The organism is Streptomyces sp. NPDC029169, from assembly GCF_055563935.1.
Genome location: NZ_JBVHXA010000017.1, coordinates 1 through 23,526, shown reverse-complemented (window position 1 = coordinate 23,526; position 23,526 = coordinate 1). Strand labels below are relative to the sequence as shown.

Annotated in this window: 18 protein-coding genes; 15 read left to right on the top strand and 3 right to left on the bottom strand. The window is 69.5% G+C overall.

All coding sequences use genetic code 11. The features are described 5' to 3' along the window. Positions 1–4: 4 nt before the first annotated feature. From ACZ4VI_RS27220 to ACZ4VI_RS27170, 11 genes are all read left to right on the top strand, one after another. Complete coding sequence (locus ACZ4VI_RS27220) at positions 5–481, top strand: Lrp/AsnC family transcriptional regulator (RefSeq protein ID WP_468003347.1); 477 nt, start codon at positions 5–7, stop codon at positions 479–481. Between the two features lie 85 nt (positions 482–566). Next, the gene (locus ACZ4VI_RS27215; protein WP_468003346.1) at positions 567–1,409 is read left to right on the top strand and encodes a DUF2182 domain-containing protein; all 843 of its coding nucleotides are present in this window, start codon (positions 567–569) and stop codon (positions 1,407–1,409) included. Positions 1,410–1,556: 147 nt separating this feature from the next. After that, positions 1,557–1,913 (top strand): NADH-quinone oxidoreductase subunit A, encoded by a 357-nt coding sequence (locus ACZ4VI_RS27210; protein WP_468003345.1) that lies wholly within the window; start codon positions 1,557–1,559, stop codon positions 1,911–1,913. Beyond that, positions 1,904–3,109, top strand: a complete 1,206-nt coding sequence (locus ACZ4VI_RS27205; protein WP_468003343.1) for a hypothetical protein — start codon at positions 1,904–1,906, stop codon at positions 3,107–3,109. Before ACZ4VI_RS27210 ends, ACZ4VI_RS27205 begins: the two co-directional genes overlap by 10 nt. Next, entirely contained in the window at positions 3,102–3,998 is an 897-nt protein-coding gene (locus ACZ4VI_RS27200) for an NADH-quinone oxidoreductase subunit H (RefSeq protein WP_468003341.1), read from the top strand. The genes ACZ4VI_RS27205 and ACZ4VI_RS27200 overlap by 8 nt, the downstream gene beginning before the upstream one ends. 50 nt (positions 3,999–4,048) lie before the next feature. Continuing rightward, positions 4,049–4,555 carry an NADH-quinone oxidoreductase subunit J gene (locus tag ACZ4VI_RS27195; protein ID WP_468003607.1) on the top strand — a complete coding sequence of 169 codons (507 nt, stop codon included), beginning with the start codon at positions 4,049–4,051 and terminating at the stop codon, positions 4,553–4,555. Next, entirely contained in the window at positions 4,552–4,857 is a 306-nt protein-coding gene (locus ACZ4VI_RS27190) for an NADH-quinone oxidoreductase subunit NuoK (RefSeq protein WP_468003339.1), read from the top strand. Before ACZ4VI_RS27195 ends, ACZ4VI_RS27190 begins: the two co-directional genes overlap by 4 nt. Beyond that, the gene (locus ACZ4VI_RS27185; RefSeq protein WP_468003337.1) at positions 4,854–6,707 is read left to right on the top strand and encodes a proton-conducting transporter transmembrane domain-containing protein; all 1,854 of its coding nucleotides are present in this window, start codon (positions 4,854–4,856) and stop codon (positions 6,705–6,707) included. Before ACZ4VI_RS27190 ends, ACZ4VI_RS27185 begins: the two co-directional genes overlap by 4 nt. Before the next feature lie 3 nt (positions 6,708–6,710). After that, complete coding sequence (locus ACZ4VI_RS27180; protein WP_468003335.1) at positions 6,711–8,216, top strand: complex I subunit 4 family protein; 1,506 nt, start codon at positions 6,711–6,713, stop codon at positions 8,214–8,216. Further along, positions 8,213–9,619 (top strand): NADH-quinone oxidoreductase subunit N, encoded by a 1,407-nt coding sequence (locus tag ACZ4VI_RS27175; RefSeq protein WP_468003333.1) that lies wholly within the window; start codon positions 8,213–8,215, stop codon positions 9,617–9,619. The genes ACZ4VI_RS27180 and ACZ4VI_RS27175 overlap by 4 nt, the downstream gene beginning before the upstream one ends. 257 nt (positions 9,620–9,876) lie before the next feature. Further along, positions 9,877–10,359, top strand: a complete 483-nt coding sequence (locus ACZ4VI_RS27170; RefSeq protein ID WP_468003331.1) for a cupredoxin domain-containing protein — start codon at positions 9,877–9,879, stop codon at positions 10,357–10,359. A 4-nt stretch (positions 10,360–10,363) separates the two neighbouring features. Here ACZ4VI_RS27170 and ACZ4VI_RS27165 read toward each other — a convergent pair whose 3' ends face one another. Next, positions 10,364–11,023: a TetR/AcrR family transcriptional regulator gene (locus ACZ4VI_RS27165; protein WP_468003329.1), complete on the bottom strand. Its 660-nt coding sequence runs from the start codon at positions 11,021–11,023 to the stop codon at positions 10,364–10,366. 126 nt (positions 11,024–11,149) lie between these two features. On the opposite strand from ACZ4VI_RS27165, the gene ACZ4VI_RS27160 reads away from it, so the two are divergent. After that, positions 11,150–11,284, top strand: a complete 135-nt coding sequence (locus ACZ4VI_RS27160) for a hypothetical protein (protein WP_468003327.1) — start codon at positions 11,150–11,152, stop codon at positions 11,282–11,284. Beyond that, positions 11,284–11,832 carry a hypothetical protein gene (locus tag ACZ4VI_RS27155; protein ID WP_468003326.1) on the top strand — a complete coding sequence of 183 codons (549 nt, stop codon included), beginning with the start codon at positions 11,284–11,286 and terminating at the stop codon, positions 11,830–11,832. The genes ACZ4VI_RS27160 and ACZ4VI_RS27155 overlap by 1 nt, the downstream gene beginning before the upstream one ends. A gap of 120 nt (positions 11,833–11,952) precedes the next feature. Here ACZ4VI_RS27155 and ACZ4VI_RS27150 read toward each other — a convergent pair whose 3' ends face one another. Continuing rightward, positions 11,953–13,083, bottom strand: a complete 1,131-nt coding sequence (locus ACZ4VI_RS27150; protein WP_468003324.1) for a peptidoglycan recognition protein family protein — start codon at positions 13,081–13,083, stop codon at positions 11,953–11,955. Next, positions 13,080–13,598 carry a hypothetical protein gene (locus tag ACZ4VI_RS27145; RefSeq protein WP_468003322.1) on the bottom strand — a complete coding sequence of 173 codons (519 nt, stop codon included), beginning with the start codon at positions 13,596–13,598 and terminating at the stop codon, positions 13,080–13,082. The genes ACZ4VI_RS27150 and ACZ4VI_RS27145 overlap by 4 nt, the downstream gene beginning before the upstream one ends. A gap of 417 nt (positions 13,599–14,015) precedes the next feature. Between ACZ4VI_RS27145 and ACZ4VI_RS27140 the strand changes: the two genes are divergently transcribed. Both ACZ4VI_RS27140 and ACZ4VI_RS27135 read left to right on the top strand, forming a co-directional pair. Next, positions 14,016–22,529, top strand: a complete 8,514-nt coding sequence (locus ACZ4VI_RS27140; protein ID WP_468003606.1) for a golvesin C-terminal-like domain-containing protein — start codon at positions 14,016–14,018, stop codon at positions 22,527–22,529. Then, a complete protein-coding gene (locus tag ACZ4VI_RS27135; RefSeq protein ID WP_468003320.1) occupies positions 22,523–23,065 on the top strand; it encodes an SMI1/KNR4 family protein in 543 nt (180 codons plus the stop codon). The genes ACZ4VI_RS27140 and ACZ4VI_RS27135 overlap by 7 nt, the downstream gene beginning before the upstream one ends. The last annotated feature ends 461 nt before the right edge of the window (positions 23,066–23,526 follow it).

The following is a 23,526-nucleotide window of genomic DNA, read 5'->3' as shown; positions in this document are numbered from 1 at the left end:
AGGAGTGACATTGGACGCCGTCGACTTCCAGATCATCCACGAGTTGCAGGCGGACGGGCGGCTGTCCAACCAGGACCTCGCCGACCGGATCAGGCTGTCCCCCTCGCCGTGTCTGCGCCGGGTGCGCCGCCTGGAGGAGTCGGGCCTGATCCGCGGCTACACGGCGATGGTGGACCAGGTCACGTACGGCCTGCCGATCACCGTCTTCGTACGGATCCGGCTGGAACGCCACACCGCCGAGGCCGTCAACGTGTTCGAGCGGCAGGTCGCTCTCATCGAGCACATCCAGGACTGCTATCTGATGGCGGGCAGCAGCGACTACCTGCTCAGGGTCGTGATCGAGAGCCTGGAGGCGTACGAATCCCTGGTGCGCGACCGGATCCACGCCATCCCCGGCATCGCCTCGATCGAGTCCAGCTTCGCCTACGGCAGCGTGAAGCAGTCCCGGGTCTATCCGCGCCCCGGCGCCCCCCTCAGGTGAACCGTCCCCGGTTTTGGGGCCGTGGGTTGTGTGCTCTGCTGGAGGTGTAGCTGCGGTAGCTCGCGCGCCCCCTGGGAGGCTTTCCATGGCGCACCACCTCCGCGTAGCCCCGCCCGCACCCACGCGGCCAGGTGTTCTGCTGCCGCGTCGCGAGATCGCGGCCGCCTGGATTCTGCTGGTGCTCCTCGCCGCTCTGGCGTGGGTGCTCACGGTCGGCCAGGCCCGTGACATGGGGATGGAGCCGGGCACGATGGGCCTGGCTCTTCCCCTGTTCCTCCTGCTGTGGGTGGTGATGATGGCGGCGATGATGCTGCCGTCGGTCGCGCCCGTGGCCATCACCTGGGTGCGGGGCATCCGCCGCGTCTCGGCGGGCTGGACACGGGCGCTGCGGACCGGTGCGTTCCTCAGCGGGTATCTGCTCGTCTGGACCGCTTTCGGCGTCGTCATCTACGGCGCCCTGGCACTGACCGGACGCCTGGTCGACGACCATCCGGACGCGGGGCGGTGGATCGGCGCCGGCGCCTTCCTGCTGGCCGCGCTGCAACAGTTCGGGCCGCTGAAGCGGGTCTGTCTGCGGCACTGCCGGAACCCGATGTTCCAACTGCTCCGGTACGCGCGCTTCCGTCCCTGGGCGAAGGACCTGCGCGTGGGCGCGCACCACGGGCTCTACTGCGTCGGATGCTGCTGGGGACTCATGGTCGTCCTGATCCCGCTGGGCGTCATGAACGTGGCCGCGATGGCGGGGGTCGCAGCGGTGATCTTCCTGGAGAAGCTGTGGCGGCAAGGGCCCTGGCTCAGCTGGGCGGTCGGGCTCGCCTTCCTCGTCCTGGCCGTACTCGCCCCCTTCCAGGACTGGCTGCTTCCCGGCCTTGACGACTCGGGTCCGCCGATGGACATGGACCAGATGCGGGCGGGCGGCGCGCTCTGACCGCCGTCCTGCTGCGGGTGCCTTGATCGCCACCCTGCGAAGAAGATTCCGTTTCACCCGTGTTGTTCTTCGTTCTCGGCTGTACGCGTTGAGATGCTGCCTGCCGATGGTGGGCGGGAGCGATCGGTCCGCCGGGAAGGGGATCACGTGGAAGCCGCCGCCTGGGAGCCGGTCGCCGTCCTGCTCGCGGTCGTCCTGGCGGGCGTCTTCCTGCTCCACTGTCTCGGGGCCGCCGCCCGCACCGTCCGGAAGCCGCTGCACACCGGGCCGTTCAGCGGCGGACTCGAACCACGGGAGCACCCGGTGTCCCGGTTCCATGTGCGCTGGTATCCCGTCACGATGATCTTCCTTGCCTTCGACATGGAGATGCTCTTCATGTACCCGTGGACGAGGGTCGTGTCCGAAGTCGGCGTCCCGGCGGTCGTGGAGATGTTCCTCTTTCTCGGCGTGCTGCTCGCCGGAGTCGGATACGCCTGGCGCGAAGGGGCGTTCCGGTGGACCTGAGGACCCGGGTGATCGCGGCGGCGATGGGCCGTCCCGGTGTGCTGCTCGTCGCCTCTCCCGGGGGAACGCGCGAGCGGCTGGCGGTGGAGGCCGAACTCGCGCGCAGGCGCTGGCCACAGGTCGACGGCCCAGCCTCGGCGGACCTCGTGGTCTTCACGGGTACGGCGGTTCCCGTGCACGAGGACGACTGGGCGCAGCGCCTGTGGCTCGGCGTACCGGCTCCCAAGGCGCGGGTGGCCGTGACGGATACCGCGCATGTGGCACACGCCCTGGACGAGGGTCACGCCGCGCTCCTGGAGCCGAGCGCCGAGCACGATCACGGCCCTCACGGTCATCACGATCACCACGAGCCTGACGGACATCACGAGGGCCATGACCATCACGGTCACCACATGGGCGTCGTGGCCGGGCTGCCGATGGCGGAACGTGCCGACGACCGGGACGGATTGAGGCTCGATCGGCTGCACGTGCCACTCGGACCGGCCTTGCCGGACTGGCCCGCCGGGCTCGTGCTGCGGGTGGAGCTTCAGGGGGATGTCGTCCAGCGCGCCGAGGTCGAACCGATCCCTCCGTATCCCTCGCCACGGCTCGCCTTCTGGAGCGAGCCGTGGCTCAGAGCCCTGGCCGGCGAGCGGGTGACCGTCGGCGAGGCCGCTCGGCGTCGGTGCGCGGCCCATCTCGACAGCATCGGCCGATTCCTCGCCGTGGCGGGCTGGCGCGACACCGCGGCCGCGGCCCGCACGGCCCGTGACCGCGTTCTCGCCGACGCGCCGGTGGCCGAACTCCGTCCGCTCGTACGGAGGTTGATCCGGCGGGTCCGCACGTCGTGGACCCTGCGCTGGCTCACCGCGGGCGTGGGAGAGCTGTCCGCCGAGCTCGCGCACCACCACCGGGTCAGCGGGCCCGCCCTCCTTGCCGACGGTGACGTGCACGACCGGTTGACCGTCTGGCTGGACGAGACTGAGCGCGCCCTCGGCCTCTGCGACGACGGGGGCGCCCTCACCGCCCGGCCGCTGGTCGGACCCCGAGGCCAGGTCGACGCGCAGACCCCGCCGTCCCGAGCGCTGCTTGACGTACTCCCCCAACTGCTCGAAGGCGCCGAGTTCGCCTGCGCTCGGCTCATCGTGGCAAGCCTCGACCCCGATCTCGACGAACTCGCCCGGCCGCATACGTCGGAAGGGCACACCGATGGCTGAGCCCGCTCCGCTGTGGGCGGTTGCCGTGCTCCCCGTCGCGCTGACGCTCGTCGCGTGGGGCGTGGCAAGCGTCGCGAACGTCGACGCGCGGTCGGCCGGCCCGGGCCGTGAGGTGGTGCGGCTGCTGGTGCAGCAGCGGCGCGTCACGAGGGCGGCCGATGTCCCTCTCGTCCGGCTGGGGACGACGCTGCTCCCGGTGGCTGCGGTCCTCGCCGCGGTCGTGCTCCCCTTCGGTTTCCGCTCGGTGTCCGATCTGCCGGATGGGATCGTGTGGTTCAACGCCATGGAGGCGCTGGCCTGGGCGGCGGTGTGGCTGACCGGCTGGGGGCCGAACTCGTCCCTCTCGCTCATCGGCGGCTACCGCTTTCTCGCGCAGGGGCTGGCGTACGAGCTGCCGCACATGCTGGCCATCACGACAGCGGCGCTCGGTGCGGAGTCCCTGCGGGTCGGCGCGGTCGTGGACGCGCAGAGCGGGCTCTGGTTCGCGGTGTGGATGCCGGCGGCGTTCGGGATCTATCTGCTGAGCGCGCTCGCCATGGCCTTCTGGGGGCCGTTCGACCAGCCCGCGGGCGCGGACGCGGCGGGCGGCGCCGCGGCCGAACTGTCCGGTGTGGACCGGCTGGTGTTCCTGGGCGGGCGGTGGCTGCTGCTCGTCGTGGCGGCCGCCTTCTCCGTACCGCTGTTCCTCGGCGGCGGACACGGTCCGCTCCTGCCCGGGTGGGCGTGGACCGTGCTGAAGACCGCCGCAGTGCTGGGCCTCCTGGTCTGGGCGCGGCGCCGGGTGCCGACCGTACGAATGGAGCGGTACGTGGAGCTGGCCTGGGTGGTCCTGACACCGCTGGCGGTGGCGCAGGCGCTGGTCGTGGCCGTGGTGGTGCTGGGGCGGTGAGCACGGCCGCGTTCTGGGCGCTTGCCGTTCTCGCCGTAGCGAGCGGCGTGATGGTCTTCCGCTTCGACTCGATGGCGCGCGCGACGTTCTCGCTGCTCACGGCGCTCCTGTGTGTGGGCGGGGAGCTGATCGTGCTCGGCCTGGACTATCTGGGGATCGTCACGGTGCTGATGATGACGATCGAGATGGCGATCATGGCCGTCTTCATGATCATGTTCATGATGAACCCGGCCGGACTCATGCCGATGACGATGGTGCACAACAAGCGCGGCGCGGCGGTCATCTGCACCCTGTCGTTCGCGCTGCTCGTCGCCGGCGTTCTCCTCGCACCCTGGCCGTCCCGCCGCGGCCGGGCCCCCGCCGATCCGACGATGGACCTCGGGATGTCCCTGATGGGGCCGCAGATGCTCACCATGATGACGCTGGGCATGGCGCTGTTCGCGACGATCGTCGCGACCGTCGTGCTCTCCACCCGGCGCGGCCGGTACGACCGCTTCGGCGACACCGTCCGTGCACCCCGGCCCGACGATCCGGTACGCGGCGGGGTGGGCCGGTGAACCTGGAGCTGTTCCTGATCGTGGCTTCGGCGCTGTTCTGCGTCGGTCTGTTCGGCGCGCTGACCCAGCAGTCGATCGTGATGCTGATGATGGGCCTGGAGCTGATGATCGGCGGGATCATCCTGGCCGCCGGCGCCGCATGGCACTACATCGCTCCCGCCTCGGCGGACGGACAGGTCCTGATCGTGCTCGTCATCACGGCCATGGCGGTGGAGATGGCGATCGGATTCGCCGTGGTCACCGCGCTGTTCCGGTCGCGCGAGGTCGACATGACCGACATGGCGGCGGAGTTGAGGGAGTGAGCCTGCTGCTGTGGTCGCTGATCGCCCTGCCGTCGGCGGGCGGGGCGCTGCTCGCCCTGGCCGGACGGCGGGCGGACCGGTGGGCGCCGCCGCTCGCGGTGGGCGTCTCGGCGGCGGCCCTGGCACTCGCCGTCACCGCCGCCCTGCGGCACCCGGCCGTCGAGGCGCCTCTGCTGGAAGGGCTCCCCGTACGGTTCGCGGTGGACGGCCTCTCCGGGGTCCTCGTCGTGACCGTCACGGCCGTGACGACGGCCGTACTGCTGTTCAGCGCGGCGGAGTTCGGCGCCGCCGAGGCACGGGCCCGCCTCTTCGGGCTGATGCTCCTCTTCGCGGGGAGCATGCTCGTCACGGTCACCTCGACGACCCTGCCGGTGCTGCTCATGGGCTGGGAGGTCATGGGCGCCACCTCCTGGGCGCTCATCGGCTACTGGTGGCGCGAGCCGGAACGTACCGCGGCGGCCGACACGGCCTTCCTCACCACCCGCACCGCCGACCTCGGCCTCTACCTCGCCGCGGGCGCCGCCCTCGCCGCGGGACCCGGTCCGCTCACCCTCGACGGGCTCGTACGGGCAGACGAACCGTGGCTGTCGTTCGTCACGGCCGGCATCCTTGTCGCGGCACTCGGCAAGTCGGCCCAACTACCCTTCGGTTTCTGGCTGTCGCGAGCCATGCAGGGTCCGAGCCCGGTATCGGCTCTGCTGCACTCCGCGGCCATGGTGGTGGCGGGGGCGTATCTGCTGCTGCGGACAGGGCCGCTGCTCGAAGCCTCCGGCTGGGGCGCGCCCGCGGCGGCGTGGGTGGGTGCGGCGACCGCGGTCGGCCTCGGGCTCGTCGCCGTGGCGCAGAGCGACGTCAAACAGCTGCTCGCCGCCTCCACGTGCGCGCAGATCGGGTTCATGGTGCTCGCCGCGGGCGCCGGGGCGACCACCGGCGGGGCCCTGCAACTGATGGCGCACGCAGCCGCGAAGAGCCTGCTGTTCCTCGTGGCCGGGGCCTGGCTCACCGTGTGGGGGACCCAGCGGCTCCCGGCCCTGCGCGGGGCCGCCCGGTCGTACCGTACCGTCGGCGCCCTCTGCACCGTGGGCGCGCTGTCGCTCGCCGGGCTGCCACCGCTCTCTCTGTGGGCAGCGAAGGACGTGCTGCTCGCGGGGGCTCTGGACGACAGTCCGTGGCTGTACGCGGCCGGGCTTGCCGCCGCCGTGCTCTCCGCCGTGTACAGCGTCAAGATCCTCTGGTTCGTGTGGCGTCCCACCGCACCTGCACGTCTGACTGAAGGCCGGCCCCGGATTCCCGGCGCCGTGGTTCCCCCGCTCGCTCTGCTCGCCGCCGGCTGCCTCGCTCTCACGCCCGTGGCCTTCCCACCGGTGCGCGACAGGCTCGCCGACTATCTCGGCAGCGGAGGTCAACCGGAGCCGTACGGCTGGGAGTTCGCCCTCTCCGGAACTCTCGCACTCGCTGCCGGCGCCATCGCCTGGGCCTGGGGCGATCGCCCGCTCCCCCTTCCCCGCCGGGTGACGGGGATGTGCCGCGAGTGGCTGGGGCTCGAGCGTGCCGCCCATGCCCTCCTCGTCACCCCCACTCTCCGGGTCGCCCGCGCCGCCGCCACGTTCGACGACCGGATCCTGGACCGGGCCGTGCGCGCCACCGCCCGGGGCGCGCTCGGCATCGCCCGCTGGACGAACCGGGTCGTCGAGCGGGCGGTCGACGGAGCGGTCGAGGGCGTCGCCACGTGCGCACGGGCGCTCGGCCGGTGGGCCCGCAGGCCCCAGACCGGCCAGCTGCACCAGTACCTCGCCCAGGCCGTCGCGGCCTTCTCCGTCATCGCCGTCGTGCTCGTCCTCGCGAGGTAACCCATGCTCACCGCCCTCGTCTTCGCCCCGACCGCGTTCGCCCTGCTGCTCCTCGCCCTGCCCTCCCGTACCCCCGTCCAGGCTCTGCGCGCCGTCTGGGTGGCGACGGCCACGGCCGAACTCGGCCTGGTCGTCGCCATGTGGGCCGGTTACCGGACCGGCGGTGGTACGCAGTACGAGGTACGGGCGCGGTGGATCCCCGACGCGGGGGTCGGCTATCACATCGGCGTCGACGGTCTGTCCCTGCCGCTGCTCGCCCTCACGTGCGTGCTGTTCCTCGCCTGCGCGCTGTACTCGCTCCGCGACAGCCGCCGCTTCCGCGAGTTCGCCGCGCTCTTCCTCTTCCTCCAGACCACGTGCCTCGGGCTGTTCAGCGCCCTCGACCTGATTCTGTTCTTCGTCTTCTTCGACCTGTCGATCGTGGCGATGTACTTCGTCATCGCCGGATGGGGGCACCGCGACGCCAAGCGGGCGGCGCTGATGTTCTTCCTCTACACGTTCACCGGATCGCTCGCCCTGCTGCTCGGCTTCATCGGCCTCTACCTGGCCGCCACCCCGCACACCTTCGACATGGTCGAACTGACCCGCCAGAACCCGCTCGCCGGCCGGTCCGCCTACGCCACGCTGGTCCTGCTCGCCGTCGTCGTCGGCCTCGCAGTGAAGACGCCGACGGTCCCGTTCCACACCTGGCTGCCGCCCGCCCACACCGAGGCCCCGGCGGCCGGGTCGGCGATCCTCGCCGGCGTGCTCCTGAAGATGGGGACGTACGGGTTCCTCCGCATCGCGATGCCGATGCTGCCCGACGCGTGGCGGCGGTACGCGATCGTGCTGGTCGTCGTCGGAGTCCTGTCCGTCCTCCACGGCGCGCTCGTGGCGCTCGCCCAGACCGACTTCAAGCGCATGATCGCGTACACCTCGGTCAATCACATGGGGTACATCATCCTGGCCGTCGGCGCCGCCGCTGCGACCGCCGGCACCTCCGTCCAGGCCCGCTCCCTCGCGATCACCGGCTCGGTCACCCAGATGGTCAGCCACGGCCTGATCACCGGCGCGCTGTTCCTCCTCGCCGGGGTCCTGTACGAGCGGGGGCGGACGTACGAGATGAGCGCGTACGGCGGCGTGGCCGCCCGCGCCCCCGTCTTCGCCGCCCTCACCGGCACCGCCGCCTTCGCGTCTCTCGGGCTGCCCGGCTTCTCCGGCTTCATCGCGGAGTTCCAGATCTTCACCGGCGCGCTCGGGCCGAGGCCGCTCGCCACCGCCCTCTCCGTACTCGGCATCCTGCTCACGGCCGGACTGTTCCTGCGCGCGCTCCGACAGATCCTGATGGGCCCGCTCCGGCTGCCCGACGCCCCGGGCACCCCCCGCGCCTTCTTCGACATGCGCGCCCACGAGAAGGCGGCCGTCGTCCCCCTCCTCCTGCTCGCCGTGGTCCTCGGCATCACGCCGCGCTTCCTCCTCGGCGTCATCGAGCCCGCCTCCCGCACCGTTCTGGAACTGGTCGGCCGATGACCGGCATGAACGAGAACCCGCTCGACCTCCTCCCCGAGGTGCTCCTCGCCGCCTCCGCCGTCCTCGGACTGCTCTTCGGGGCATGGCTGCCGCGCGGCCGGCAATGGCTCGTGGGGCTCCTCGCGACGGTGTCGGCGAGCGCGGGACTCATGGCGGCGGCCGTCGCCGCCGCCCGCCCCGATGTGACCGCGTTCGGCGAGGCGTTCACCGTCGATCCGGTCACGAGCACGTCCCGGGTCGTCGTCCTGGGCGGCACCGTGCTCGTCCTCGTCCTCGCCTCCCGGCCGTTCCACGCCCACCCGCGCGAGAGCGAGTTCTACGTCCTGCTCCAGCTCTCCGCCCTGGGTGCGCTCGTCCTGGCCGGGGCGCAGGACCTGCTGCTGCTCTCCGCCGGATACCTGCTCGCGAGCATCCCCGCGTACACGCTCGCGGGCTTCCGCAAGGACGGCCCGGGGACCGAGGCCGCGCTCAAGTACTTCGTGATCGGTGCGCTGCTCGGCGTCCTCATGCTGGCCGGCATCACCGTGCTCTACGCGGCGGGGCGGGCCACGGGATACCCTCTGCTCGGCCCCGCCCTGCCCGAGGCGCCCGAGTCGCTCGTCGCGGCGGGGGCCGTCGCGCTGCTCGCCGGCGTGCTGTTCAAGGCGGGAGCGGTCCCGGCCCACTTCTGGGTGCCGGACGCGGTCCAGGGCAGTACGGCTCCGGTCGCCGCGTTCCTGACCACGATCCCGAAGGCCGGCGCTCTGGCGGCCCTGCTGCGGCTCGGCGAGGCCGTCCTCGCCGACAGCGGAATGCCATGGGCGGCCGTGATCTCCGTCGTGGCGGCGGCCTCGATGACGCTGGGCAATCTGGCCGCGTTCTTCCAGGACGACGTGAAGCGGCTCCTCGCGTACTCGACGATCAGCCAGGTCGGCTACCTCCTGCTGCCCGTCGCGGTGGCCGGCCGGTCGGGATTCGCCCAGGAGGCGCTGCTGTACTACGTGGCCGCGTACGCCGTCACGAACCTGGGAGCCTTCGCCGTGGTGTGTGCGCTCCCCCGTGCCACCCGGCTCCGCGACTACCGAGGCCTCGCCCGACGGCGCCCGCTCTTGGCCGCGAGCCTCGCCGTCTGCCTCCTCGGCCTCGTGGGCACGCCGCCCACCGCGGTGTTCGTCGGCAAGCTGGAGGCGTTCAGCGCCGCGCTCGACGGCGGCTACGCCTGGCTGGCCGTCCTGGCCGCCGTCAACACCGTCGCCTCGCTCTTCTACTACCTGCGCTGGATCGTGCCCGCCGTGTCGCGAGGCGCCGCCGACGAGCCGGCCGACGGCAGCCGCCCGGCACGAGCCGTCGCCTACGCGACCGCCGCGCTCTCCGTCGGCCTCGGCCTGGCCGCGGGGCCGGTTCTCCCCGCCCTGAGCGGCTGATCCCGGGAAATCGGCACGGAGGAACCGCCGGTTTCGTACCGCGGCGGTGATGACCGTGGTGGTGGCACGGTCGGCCACGCTCCTGGGGTCCTGGTCGCGGCTGCTCTACGGAACCCGGGGCCCCCGTGCGGATGAGGGACCGGGCCGAACGGCCGAGTGGTCTCTGCCGGATGGCCTCGTGGCGGCGAGGCTGGTCGTGAGCCTCGGCTCGACCGCCCAGCCCATCCCGTCACGCGACCGACCTCACCGGGGTTCCCATGCCGCCTCTCCGCCTCTCACGCCGCGCCGGTGTCGCCGTGCTCGTCGCTGTCTGTCTCGCCACGCTGCTCACCGGCTGTGGCGACGACGGCGGCGACGGCACGACGCCCACCTCGCCCAGCCCAACGCCCGCGACCCCCACGGCAGCCACCTCGCCGAGCCCACCGCCCGTGAGCCCCACGGCAACCACGTCGCCCAGCCCACCGCCCGCGAGCCCCACGGCAGCCGTCGAAGCCCGGATCACCATCCGAGGCTTCGCGTTCCTGCCGAAGGACCTGAAGGTCCGCCCCGGCACCGTCGTCACCGTGGTCAACCAGGACTCGACCGCGCACACGGTGACGGCCACGGAGGGCAGGGCGTTCGACACCGGCGAGATCGCCGGCGGGCGATCCGCCACCTTCACCGCGCCGGACGAGCCCGGCACGTACCCGTTCTTCTGCTCGATTCACCCACAGATGACGGCGACCATGACCGTCGAGTGACGGGTCAGGGGGAGCCGTGACGGTGGTGATGGCGGCCGAGGGCCGGATCCGCCTCGGCCTGGGACGACGGGACGGCTTCGACCGGGTGATCCGGGGGACGCAGCCCCGCGAGGGTGACCGAGACGAGCCGCCGGACCGCCGCCTTCGACGGGAGTCCCGCCGCCGCGCCGAGAGCGTGCAGGCAGTAGCCGGCCAGCTCGTCCGGGGCGACGTCGGAACGCAGCACTCCGCTCGCCGCGCCCTCGGCGACCAGGTCCCGTACGAGCGACACGAGCCGCTCGTGGGCGCGGGCCATGCTCGGGCCTTGGTGGAGGACGGCGGCCATGTCGGCACCGTGGTGCTCGTGACGCTCGTACGAGATGAGCGCGTACGCCGCCAGGACCGCCTCCACCCGCTCGCCGGGGTCGGCGATCCGGTCGCGTACGGCTTCGAGCCGCTCGAGGTGACCGGCCACCTGGCGCTCGTGCCAGGCGGCCAGGACCGACTCGACGTCCGGGAAATACTTGTACAGCGTCGCCCGCCCGATGCCGGTGTCCTGCGCGATCCGCGACATCGTCACCGACAGCAGACCGTGCTCGGCGACCAGCGCCGCCGCCGCGTCGAGCACGGCGTCCCGCACGGCGCTGCGGTGCGCCTCGATCGTCTCGTTCCACAGCTTCGGCATCCCCACAATGTACGGGACGACGAGAGCGTGACACCATGACTTGACAGAGACACCCTGTCTCGAAAAGGTGGGCGGCCCCGGCACCCGCCGCCCCCCTGTTGCCCGGCGTACGAAGCGGAGTTCTCCATGCCCGACCAGACCACTCCCCCGCACACGCCCAGGCCGCGCTGGGTGACCGCGCTGCTGATCTGCGCCGTCCTCCTCGCTGTGGCCTTCCTCGCCCTGCACCTGGCGGGCGGCGGCATGCGGGGCCACGGCTGATGCCGATGTCCCCACGGGTGCGCAAGCTGGCCCTCACCGCCCATGTGACCGCCTCCGTCGGCTGGTTCGGCGCGGTCGCCGTCTTCCTCGCCCTCGCCGTCGCCGGGCTGACCGCCGAGGACGCCCTGACGGTCAGGTCGGTGTACGTCTCGATGGACGTGACCGGCTGGTACGTCATCGTGCCGCTCTGCTTCGCCTCACTGGCGACCGGCATCGTGTCGTCCCTGGGCACCACGTGGGGGCTGTTGCGCTACTACTGGGTCACGGTGAAGCTCGCGATCACCGTGCTCGCGACCGGTGCTCTGCTCCTCCACATGCCGCCCATCAGCCGCATCGCCCGCGCGGCGGCGGCGCCGGACTGGACCGGTGACACCCTCACCGGCCTGCGGACCCAGCTCGTCGTCCAGTCTGCCGCGGCCCTGGTCGTCCTCGTCGTGGCCATCGCCCTGTCGACGTACAAGCCACCGGGCCGGACGCGCTATGGGCAGCGCGCACAGCAGCGCTCGAACCAGGCCCCCGGGCTCCGCACGCGGGAGTCCCAGGGCTGAGTCCCAGGGCCGAGTCACGAGGTGTGGACCTGCTCGGCGAACGCCTGGTACGCCTGTTCGTCGAAGAGGACGAACCTGACCTCCTCGACCGCGGTCAGCGGCGGTCCTTTCCCGGCAGGGTCAACCCGTTTGTGCCGCCGAGGCGACCGTGCGGACGGCTGGCAGGTCGGCGTACAGGTTGTTGCCGGGGCACTCGGTCGGGTAGCCGTCGCGGTGGCCGGAGATCCGGTTCAGGGTGACCTTCTGGCCTTTGACGTACTTGCCGTTGTCGGCGGCAGCGGTGAGAACGACGGTGCCGGCAGCGTCGTATCCGTACAGGCCGAGCTTCCAGGCGGCGACGGACGCGACCGCCTCCCGCACCGCGGGGGTGGAGAGGGCGTCGTTGTAGTTGCCGAGCACCGCGACGCCCGAGGTGTCCGTGTTGAAGCCATAAGTCTGCGCCCCGAGGAGTGGCCTGTCGATGCCGCCGGCGCGGCCCTCGAAGACCGTGCCGCACTTGTCGACGAGGAAGTGGTAGCCGATGTCGTTCCAGCCCTGGCTCTGCACGTGGTAGAGGAAGATCGCGCGGATGATGTCCGGGGACTGCTCACAGGTGTAGTCGTTGGTGCCCGCAGTGTGGTGGGCGAACACCACCTTCGTGTCCGTGGTGTACGTCGCCGGGTCCTTGACCAGTGACTCGTCGGCGCCCCAGCCCGAACGTGGGGTCACGACGGGCTGAGGAGCCGTGCTCGCCGTAGCCGTGGCCGTGGTGGTGGCGTACGACGTGGAGGCCGCGGCCACCTCCGGGTCCACCAGTTCCACGCGCAGCCCCGTCGGAAGCTGCGACAGCTTGCCGTGCTGACCGGTCACCCTGACCTGGACACCGTCGGACGGCCCGGTCCACAACGGCTGGGTTCCGGCGCGCACCTCGCCGGCTTCGGTGGCGGCCCCGACCTCGGGCGTACGTATGTCGAGTTCGAGCTCACGCCAGCCGGACCAGACGCCGGTGACGCTGTCGCGGGTACGGATCTGCGCCGTGCCGCCGAGCTCGGCGCGCGGGTCGGCCCAGGTGATGCCGAGCATGCTGAACGGTTCGGTGCGCCGAGCGGACAGCACGCGCTGGGCGGGGTCGGAACCGTGCAGGGCGATGCTCCGCACTCCGGCCGGAAGCTGCGCCGCCGGCGTCACTGGGGAGGTGAGGCCGAGGGTCGCGAGGGCGACGGCGGTGGCCGCCACGACTCTGGCCGTACGACGGTTGAGGTGCGGGTTCACTGGGCTCCTTCAGGGGCTGCGGACGCTTCGGGGGTGGGGAGTTCACTGCTGCACGTGGTCCGGCCGAAGGCCCCGGTGGCTGTGGCGCGTTGGACGTGCTTGCCACGCACGACCAGGGTGCAGCTGGCCGTGCCGCCCTTCTCGCCGAGGGTGACATGGACGATCGGGGAAGCGCCGAGCGGAACGATCACGGTCTTCCGCCACGGCAGGCCGACGTTCGTGACGACGCTCGCCTTGTCGCCGTCGGCTCCGCGGTAGGAGATCCCGGCGGCGCCCTCGCCGAGCACCTCGTAGGTCACCTCGGCGGTGGGCGTCGCCGCCTCCCGCCGGTCCGCCGGCTTGTCATCGGAGTCGAGGACTCCGTAGGTGACGAACGCGCCGCACGCGAGCAGCAGAGCCGCGGCGACGGCGATGCCACCGCGATCGATGCGACGGTGGTCCGAGGGCCGGGAAACCCCTGTGGCATCCGGGAGTTCGAACTCGTCCGGCCCTGCCGGTTCTTCGGTCGTCGGCATGGCCGCGCTTTCTGTCGAGAGTGAATTCGCCAGGGTTATACACCATCAGATTCAACGGACGCCAGGCATCGGAAAAGTCGGGCAAGGTAACCTCAATCGCCATCGACCTGGCCAGCGAAATGCCCTGTATGCGTAATCGGTTGACGAACCATCAACTCCGTGTTGAAGATCCCCCCGCACGATCGGATCACCTCTTGCGAGGTCAATTTTCCGCATACGGAAGGTGGCCTGGTTTGCCATGCCTTGAGGTGCTCCGGTCGAGGTCAGGTCCACCGTGACCGGCGACGGAGTGCCCGTGCCGGCGCGTCGGTGCGCTTTTTTCGCCTAGCGCGGAATGGTGCCGATGAAGGGAATGGCGTGAAAGTGACATACGGGCGGGCAATAGCCTGCCTCGTGGTTTCGGCGGTCGTCGGGACCATGCTTCCACAAGTCGCTTATGCGGCACCGGTTTCGAGTGATAATGGCGAGGGTATCGTCGATGCCTTCGCCGGCTGGTTCTCGGAGGACGAGGGCGAGCCGGGCAGACCGGAGCAGCCGTCGACCGGTGGGACTCCCGTGCTGCCGAGTCGGGAGAAGCTGCCGGAGGGTAAGGCGGCTCCCAAGCCGAAGCGCGTTGCGGAACTGACGGGCAGTCGTACGGCGAATGCACGGTACTGGCAGCTGTCCGACGGGCGGGTGCAGGCCGAGGTGTCGGCGGTGCCGACCGGGTACCGGTCGGGGAAGTCCTGGAAGGACATCGACCCGACGGTCACCCCGACCGACACCAAGGGTTTCGTGTTCGCCAACACGACCAATGCCGCAAGTAGTTGGTTCGGATCGGACGCCCACAGGCTGCTCCGCTTCGAGTCCGGTGACGGACATGCGGTGACCCTGGGCATCGAGGGCGCGGGAAAGCTCGCCCCCGTCGCCAAGGGCGACACCGTCACGTACAAGGACGCAGTCTTCGGTGCCGACCTGTCGTACCAGGTCGGTCCGGGCCGGGTGAAGGAGAACATCGTTCTCGACCGGAAGCCGCAAGGCCCGGTCTCCTTCACCTTCACCCTTGATGCGGGTGGTCTGACGCCGAAGGCGAACAAGGACGGTTCCGTCTCCTTCTTCGGCGAGGGCGCGGATCCGGTCCTGGTGATCCCGGCCGCGTTCATGACGGACGCGAAGAAGGACGCCGCGTCCACGTACGGGACGGGCTACAGCTCGGCCGTGCAGCAGAAGCTCACGCGGGCGGGCAAGGGCTGGAAGCTGACGGTTACGCCGGACGCGAAGTGGCTTGCCGCGCCCGAGCGGGAGTACCCGGTCATCATCGATCCGACGATATCCATTGCGCCGACGCCGACCACGGCGCAGGACGTGATGATCTCCTCGGACGGTCCGACGACCAACTACAAGGACAACTGGCGTCTGTCGGTCGGCAACACCAGCGCAGGCATCTCGCGTGCGCTGCTGAAGTTCCCGATCACCGGGGTTCCGGCGGGGACGAGGCTGGATTCGGCCGATCTGAAGCTGTGGTTCGACCAGACGCACACCACGGGTGACTCCGAGGTCCAGCTGGAGGCCCACCGGGCCACCCAGGCGTGGTCGGAGGACACGGCGACGTGGAACAGTGCGAACACGTTCACCGGTGAGCTGTCGGGTACCGCGGTCGTGGTCGATGACGGCGACGCGGGCCGTACCGCGGCGGTGGGTGCGTGGCCGGCGTCGGGGAACACGGCGTACACGCAGTACGCGGTGAACAGCGACTATCTGTACAACAAGGACACGGTCGCCGGTGACACGTACACCTGGCAGCCGAGTCTTCCCGAGGACGGTACGTACCAGGTCGAGGCGCACTACGTTCCGGCGTCGGACCGTGCGACGAACGCCCCGTACACGGTGACGTACGACGGCGGGTCGAAGCAGTACCTGGTGAACCAGCAGGCCGGTACCGCCGGGGTGTGGAAGACGCTGGGCAATCACCCGTTCAAGGCGGGCACGCTCGGCAAGATCGTCCTCGGTGACGGTCCGGCGTCGACGACCACTTCGGTGATCGCGGACGCGGTGCGGTTCACCAAGGGCGGTGTGGTCACCAAGCAGGCCGGTGAGCTGAACGCCTGGCACACCTTCCCGGTGACGAAGACCGTCCAGCAGTGGGTCGACGGCACGTACACGAACAACGGCTTCGTGATCAAGGCGGGCGACGAGTCCGCGAGCGGTCCGAAGGGCGGTCCGCGGTACGAGGGCAGCGAGTTCGGGTACGGTGGCGAGACCGCCAACTACCCGCGCCTGGTTCTGACCTTCGGCCGGCAGGGCGTGGACCTCGCGGCCCCGACGACGATCCACGACACAGGCGCGGAGCTGTCCTGGTCGGCGTACCAGGACAAGGACCCGGTCGCCACGGGCGACGACATCGTCGAGTACCAGGTCCACCGTTCGATCAGCCAGACCTTCACGCCGTCGGCGTCGACGCTGGTCTCCCCGGTTGCCCCGGGCACGACCGCGTTCACGGACACCACGGCGACGCCCACGAAGGCGGACGACCCGGACCCGTTCGGCCGGGCGTACTACTACATGGTCGCGGTCAAGACGAAGGACGGGCAGGTCGTCGGCGCCCCGACGCAGCTCGTGCGGCTGCCGAAGGCGGGCCGCACGACGAAGGTCCTCGACGCGACGCAGGACACCACGCTCTCGTCCGTGCGGACCACGTCGACGCACGACACGATCGACGACGGCGGCCCGAAGAACTGGCTGTCGGTGGGCAACAACTCCGCCACCTACGGCGACACCCGCGCGGTCCTGAAGTTCCCGGCCCTCGGCATTCCGACCACGGCCCGGGTCCTGGACGCCAAGGTGCGTCTGTGGAGCACGCAGACCGCCACGGACAGCGCCGGCGCGCTGTACGAGATCCGCCCGCTGACCCGTGACTTCGACGAAGCCGCGGCGACCTGGGTGAAGGCGAACGCGACCACCAACTGGACGACCGCGGGCGGCGACTTCGGCGCCGTGGCGGGCAACACCGGGTCCAAGACCAACGACCCGGCCCGTCACGACTGGAGCGTCACCTCCCTCGCCCAGTCCTGGGTGACCACCCCCGCCTCCCAGCAGGGCGTCGTCATCAAGATGGCCGATGAGGTCGCCTCGCAGGAGCGCACCCTGTTCCTGTCCTCCGAGGGCACCGAGCAGCGCCTGCGGCCCCGCATCGTGGTCACGTACATCGACTCGACCACCGAGTCGACGTACTACGCGCCGCAGACCCCTGCGCGCATGACTCCGAACACCGACTACACGGTCGACTTCACCCTCACCAACACCACCGCCTCCACCTGGGCGGCGGCCGACCAGGTCCTCACCTACAAGTGGGCCCTGCCGGACGGCACCGACGTCACCAACGCCGGCAACCAGGTCCAGACGGCCCTGCCCGCCAACGTCGCGCCCGGCGACTCGGTGAACCTCCAGGCCCTGGTGAAGACCCCGATCAACTCGGACAACGGCAACAAGCGCACCGACTACGTCCTGACCTGGGACGTCTACAACAAGACCACCGGCACCTGGGTGTCGGGCACCTCCGGCATCCCGGGCCTCAAGCAGAACGTGGCCGTGGAGGACCCGACCTCCAACCAGCTCGGCATGGAGAAGTTCTACTCCTACACGGGCAAGAACACCGGCGCCGGTTCCACGGTCATGAACAACCTGGCGTCCGGCAACAGCGTCTGGCAGTACAACGCATTCACCAACCCCGGCCGCGGCGTCACCACCTTCGCCCGGTTCGCGTACAACTCGCTGGACACGTCCGACACGGTCTCCGGCCACGGCTGGTCCTTCCAGGTGGCGGGCCCGATCCGGCTCGGCGCGCCGCTGGAGTTCCACCCGAAGCCGAACCCGACGGAGATCCGCCTCCCGGACGGCGACGGCACCACGCACGTCTTCCGCTGGGACTCGACCGCCAACGCCTGGAAGGCCCCCGCGGGCGTCCACTACAAGCTGACGGCCAAGCCCGGTCTGGACTGCACCCCGCTGAAGGACCCGGTTCCCGACGCGTGGACGATGACCCGTCCCGACGGGACGCGGTTCGTGTTCGGCTGCGACGGCTTCATGACGTCGGTCATCGAAAAGAACGGCAACACGCAGACGTACACGTACGAGGAGCGGAAGTCCAACAACAAGCCGACCAAGTTCCTCAAGTACATCACCGACCCGGCCGGTAGGCAGTCGCTGACCGTCGAGTACTACACGAAGGCCGACAGCAGCAACCCGAAGATCATCGACCACATCAAGTCGATGACCGACATCTCGCTGCGCAAGCTCACCTTCGCGTACTCCGACAAGGGCCTGCTTACCACGCTCACCGACGGCGCGGGCTCGTCCCAGCCGAAGGTGTTCACCTTCGAGTACGACGCCACCCAGGGCAACAAGAACGTCAAGCTCGTCAAGGCCACCGACCCGCGCGGCAACGCGACCGCGATGGCCTACTACGCCCCGCAGACCGGTGACGACCCGAAGTACCACTGGTGGACCAAGACGATCACCGACCGTCTCCTGGGCACCACGGGCTTCGCCTACGCGGCGAACGCCACCAACGCGAAGTTCACCGATACCAAGGTCACCGACGCGGAGAACCGCGCCACGAACTTCGTGACGGACGACTTCGGCCGTCCGGTCCAGACGACCAACGCCAAGTCGCAGACGACGAAGATGGCGTGGGACGCCGACAACAACGTCACGTACCTGGAGGAGGCCAACGGCGCCAAGACCGCGTACTGCTTCGACCAGAAGACGGGCTACCCGCTCTGGAAGCGCGACGCAGAGAACAACAAGACCGGCATCCCGCTGCCCTCGGACTGTGACCCGGGCGTCTACCCGGCGAACTCGGCCCAGTACGCGTACCAGACGCGTGCGGACGGCTACTCGGCCGACCTGTTCACCAAGACCTCCCCGGAGGGCCGGAAGTGGCAGTTCGGCTACGACACCTTCGGCAACCTGAAGACGGTCACCGACCCCAAGGGCGTCGCCACGACCTCCGTCGCCGGTGACTACACCACGACGTACGAGTACGACGCGTACGGCCAGCCGACGAAGTCGACCGACCCGAACGGGAACCCGACCAGCTACAGCGGCTTCGGCCCGGTCGGCTACCCGAGCACCATCACGGACGCGCTGAACAAGTCGTCGACCTTCGTCTACGACGAGCGTGGCCAGGTCACCCGGATCACCGACGCGCTCGGTAAGAGCACCACGCAGACGTACGACACGTTCGGCCGTCCGCTGAGCAAGACCGTGCCCAAGGACCAGGCAGCCGGTGTCCTGCTCACCACGCCGGCCCCGGTCTACGACGCCAACGACAACGTCACCTCCTCCACCGCTCCCAACGGTGCGGTGATGACGGCGACCTATGACGCCGCGGACCAGATGCTCTCGTCCTCGGACCCGAAGGACACGCCGACCGGTCCGGAACGCACCACCTTCTACACGCACGACAAGACCGGTCACCTGAAGACGACCACCCAGCCGAAGGGAACCGCCACCACCGCGGACCCGAACGACTACGTCACCACCCACAACTACAACGAGATCTACGAGCTGACGTCGGTGGTCAACTCCGTCGGCGACAAGATCTCCTACGAGTACGACAACGTCGGCAACCTCGTCACGGTCATCGACCCGAAGAAGAACGCGACCGCCGACACCACCGACTTCACCTCCAAGTCCGCCTACGACCTGAACCACCGGTCCGTCTCGGTCACCGACGCACTGGGCAAGACCACCTCGCGTACGTACGACAAGGACTCGCTGGTCGTCTCCACCAAGGACGCCGACAACAACGAGACCCTGACCACCTACGACGAGCGTGGCAAGACGACGCAGGTCAAGGCTCCGCACTCGGGCACCAGCCCGAACATCACGTACCGGACGACCAAGTACGAGTACGACCAGGCCGGCAACACCGTCAAGGTGATCACTCCGCGTGGCGTGGACACCGCCGCCGCGGACGACTTCACCATGCGTACCGAGTACGACGCGATGAACCGCCCGGTCAAGCAGTTCCAGCCGTACGACCCGGCCGACGCCCGGTACAACAACCCGAACGTCTACACCCAGACGTTCTACGACGCGGTGGGCCGGGTCTCCAAGACCTCGATGCCGCCGTCCGAGGGCCAGACGGTCCGTAACGACACCGCTTTCACCTACTACGACAACGGCTGGACCAAGTCCGCCACCGACCCGTGGGACATCGTCACCACGTACGACTACAACGAGCTGGGCCGGCAGACGACCCGGACCCTGAACTCGGCGGGAGGCTCCGCCAACCGCACGATGAGCTGGTCGTTCTACCCGGACGGCAAGCTCAGGACGAAGTCGGACGACGGTGTGCCGGTGGGTACCGGCGTCACCCTCGTCGACAACTCCGACACGCAGCACACCACGTTCACCGGCACCTGGACGAAGGGCAGCCTGACCGGTCAGCAGGGCTACGACCATCAGGTCCACGCCGCCGGAACCGGGACCGACGCGTTCACCTGGACGCTGAACATCCCCAAGGACGGCACCTACACGGCCTACGTGAGGTACCCCCAGGTCGCCGGCGCGGCCACAGCCGCCAAGTACACGGTCACCAAGTCCGACGGCACGACCACGGACGTGGTCCGGGACCAGAGCACGGGCGCGGGCGGCTGGGTCAGCCTCGGCTCGTTCACCCTCACGCAGGGCAACGCGGCCAAGCTCCAGCTGTTCCAGAACAGCGCCGGCGCGGTCGTCGCCGACGGCGTCAAGCTGGTACGGAACAACTCCGGCGACACCGACACCGAGAAGCGCACCTTCGCCTACGCCTACGACGTCAACGGCAACCTGACGTCGATCGACGACACCACACCGGGCTCCAAGGTCGACGCGTACGCCATCGCGTACACGGGCCTGGACCAGATCCAGAAGGTCACCGAGTCGCTGACGGGTCAGGAGAAGAAGTCCACCTCCTACACCTACGACTCCACGGGCCAGCCGCTCTCGGTCACCCATCCCGACCAGTTCTCGCAGTACTCCTACGACGCACGTGATCTGACCAAGACGGTCTCCATCGGCAACACGCCCACGGATCCCGCTCCCAAGGTCACGTCGTACACGTACACGGATCGCGGTCAGGTCCTGCGGGAGACGAAGGCCAACGGCAACACGGTCGACTTCGTCTACTACCTCGACGGCGCGGTCAGGAGCAGCACGGAGAAGAAGGCGGCCGGCTCGCTGGTCGCTTCGCACTCCTACACGTACGACGCCCACGGCAACGTGGCGCAGGACGTGGCGAAGAAGATGAACGCCGACAACCACGCGGCGTACCTCGACTCCACCACGGACTACAGCTACGACCCTGTCGACCGCCTCGCCAAGTCGGTCAAGACGGGCAACGGCTCGGGCACGGACACCTATGTCCACGACGACAACGCCAACGTCGTCAGCCAGAACGTCCAGGGCACGGCCACGACGTTCACCTACGACCGCAACCGGCTGCTGAGCGCGTCGGTGGCCGGCACGGCGTTCCAGTACAACTACGACCCGTTCGGCCGCCAGGAGTCGGTCACGAGCGCGGGCAAGGTCGTCGGACGCAGTGTGTACGACGGCTTCGACCACGTCGTCGAGTCCCAGAAGATGGACGGGACCGGCGCGATGAAGTCGACGAAGTACACCTTCGATCCGCTCGACCGCACCCAGTCCAAGACCGCCGACGGCAAGACGACCAGCTTCAGCTACCTCGGTCTGTCGAGCGAGGTGCTCGGTGAGGAGGTCGCCGGCCAGCTGACGGCTTCCTACCAGTACAGCCCGTGGGGCGAGCGGCTCTCCCAGGTCAAGCGCAACACGGACGGTACGACCGAGGACGCCTACTACAGCTACAACCGTCGCACGGACGTCGACGCGGTGACCGACAAGACCGGCAACACCAAGTCCACGTACGGCTACACCGCCTACGGCGGCGACGACACGTCCGAGTTCACCGGCATCGACAAGCCCGACGCGGCCAACCCGTCCAAGGAGGAGTACAACCCCTACCGGTACAACTCCAAGCGCTGGGACGCGCAGTCCGGTACGTACGACATGGGCTTCCGCGACTACAGCCCGGGTCTGAACCGCTTCACCACCCGGGACATGTACACCGGGGCCCTCGCCGACATGAACCTCGGCACGGACCCGTACACCGGCAACAGGTACGCCTTCACGGGTGGCAATCCGACCAGCTTCGTCGAACTCGACGGCCACCTGGCCTTCCTCGCCGTACTGGTGCCCGTGGCCGCTGTCGTGGTCGTCGCGGTGGCCGCGGCGGTCGTGGCGGCAGCCGTGACCGTCGCCGTCGAGGCAGCCATCGACACCATCGACGACGCCATCGACGAAGCCATGGAGGAAGCCGACGACGAGCCGGCGCCGGGTCCGACCGCTCAGCCGCGTCCCGGCCCCCGGCCGGGTGACGGTGGGGGCACGGACACGGACAACAAGAAGCGGTGCGAGTCCGAGCCGAAGTCGTCCCGCTTCAACTACATGCCGCTGGACGGCGCGGGCCGTGCCCAGGGCGCGACCGCGCTGCTCTGCCCGGGCGACCTCAAGCCGCCGCTCGCGGACAGGGACACGGGCTCGGTGGACGTGTACGGATTCCCGGACCCGGAGCAGAACACCCCCAGGTCGGGGAAGGGCAACATCCTCGACCGCACGCACATCGTGGGCGACAAGGTGAGCGGCGACTGGGTCGACGAGAACCTGTTCACCGGCTTCAAGCGCATGAACAGGAGCGGCATGCGGCGCTGCGAGATCAAGATGGAGAAGCAGCTCGCGGCGCAGAAGTGGGTCATGTACACCGGCAAGGTCAACTACAGCCACAGCACGGGATATGCGGACAGCATCACCATGTCGGCCTACACCGAGGACGGAGTACTGTTCGAGAACGTTGTGGTCAAGAACATCACGGATTGGCAGACGACATGCTGAGGGTCGAAGAGCTGGAGGCGGTGCTGCCGTCGATGACACGGTGGCGTGTGCCTGAGGGGCGCGGCGTGGACTGGGCTGCCCTTGAGGCCGGCCTCGGGACGGCGCTGCCCTCGGACTTCCGTTCTCTGGCGGAGGCGTATCCCGTCCTGGTCGTCGACGACTTCCTGACGGTGTCCGTTCCCCGACCCGGCGCCGAGGCGTCATGGGCGTCCGAGTCCAGGGAGGACGAGATCCTTCAGGATCTGTACGAGATGGGCGACACCGAGGACTACGTGCCCTACCCGGAGCCGGGTGGCCTGGTCTGCTGGGCGGAGTCCAATTCGGGGGACAGCATCTACTGGAAGACGAGTCCTCCCGACCCGGACTTGTGGCCGGTGGTCGTCCGCGGAGACAACGGAGACTGGTCGGAGTTCCCGGTCGGCGCTGTCGAGTTCCTGACCGGCGTGTACCGGCGAACCATCCACGTACCCGGTATGCCCAGGGACTTCCCCAGCGACAGCCCGCAGGTGCTGGGCCTGAGCGACCGCATCGATTGATCGGCAGCTGAGCCGCAAGCACATGTGAATGGCGATCGCCCCCAGGGTTACTGGGGGCGATCGTCATTCGGAGAAAAGGGCACAGGGGCCCCCGCGGTACGGCCGGTACTGCGACCGTCGAGAGGGCGGTGATCCTGCCGTGGAAGAAGAGCGTTACGGATCCCCTGGGGCAGACGACCAGCGTGGCTGTCGGCCTCGACGAGGAGGGCGGGCAGGCAGCGCCTGCACGATCGCGATCCGGGGCGAGCACGTCCAGCGCGGCACCACCCTGGGTGGCTTCGGTCGCGCCACCTGTAGCGGCGGGCAGCTGCCCAACGCGTGAGGCGGCGGCCTATATGACGGACATCACTCACTCACGCCGTGATCATTCCGGGGAGGGATCCGCTTGATCATCTGGAGAACTCGTCGACTCGGGCGGAAGGGTGATCACGCATGGACCGGGAGAGCCGGCAGTGGTGTGC

Excerpts from the sequence above, each read along its gene's own strand:
- ACZ4VI_RS27200 (WP_468003341.1), top strand. The coding sequence starts at position 3,102 with ATGGCTGAGCCCGCTCCGCTGTGGGCGGTTGCCGTGCTCCCCGTCGCG.
- ACZ4VI_RS27135 (WP_468003320.1), top strand. The coding sequence starts at position 22,523 with ATGCTGAGGGTCGAAGAGCTGGAGGCGGTGCTGCCGTCGATGACACGG.
- ACZ4VI_RS27215 (WP_468003346.1), top strand. The coding sequence starts at position 567 with ATGGCGCACCACCTCCGCGTAGCCCCGCCCGCACCCACGCGGCCAGGT.
- ACZ4VI_RS27175 (WP_468003333.1), top strand. The coding sequence starts at position 8,213 with ATGACCGGCATGAACGAGAACCCGCTCGACCTCCTCCCCGAGGTGCTC.
- ACZ4VI_RS27140 (WP_468003606.1), top strand. The coding sequence starts at position 14,016 with ATGCTTCCACAAGTCGCTTATGCGGCACCGGTTTCGAGTGATAATGGC.
- ACZ4VI_RS27155 (WP_468003326.1), top strand. The coding sequence starts at position 11,284 with ATGCCGATGTCCCCACGGGTGCGCAAGCTGGCCCTCACCGCCCATGTG.
- ACZ4VI_RS27170 (WP_468003331.1), top strand. The coding sequence starts at position 9,877 with ATGCCGCCTCTCCGCCTCTCACGCCGCGCCGGTGTCGCCGTGCTCGTC.
- ACZ4VI_RS27160 (WP_468003327.1), top strand. The coding sequence starts at position 11,150 with ATGCCCGACCAGACCACTCCCCCGCACACGCCCAGGCCGCGCTGGGTG.
- ACZ4VI_RS27165 (WP_468003329.1), bottom strand. The coding sequence starts at position 11,023 with ATGCCGAAGCTGTGGAACGAGACGATCGAGGCGCACCGCAGCGCCGTG.
- ACZ4VI_RS27145 (WP_468003322.1), bottom strand. The coding sequence starts at position 13,598 with ATGCCGACGACCGAAGAACCGGCAGGGCCGGACGAGTTCGAACTCCCG.
- ACZ4VI_RS27195 (WP_468003607.1), top strand. The coding sequence starts at position 4,049 with ATGGTCTTCCGCTTCGACTCGATGGCGCGCGCGACGTTCTCGCTGCTC.
- ACZ4VI_RS27180 (WP_468003335.1), top strand. The coding sequence starts at position 6,711 with ATGCTCACCGCCCTCGTCTTCGCCCCGACCGCGTTCGCCCTGCTGCTC.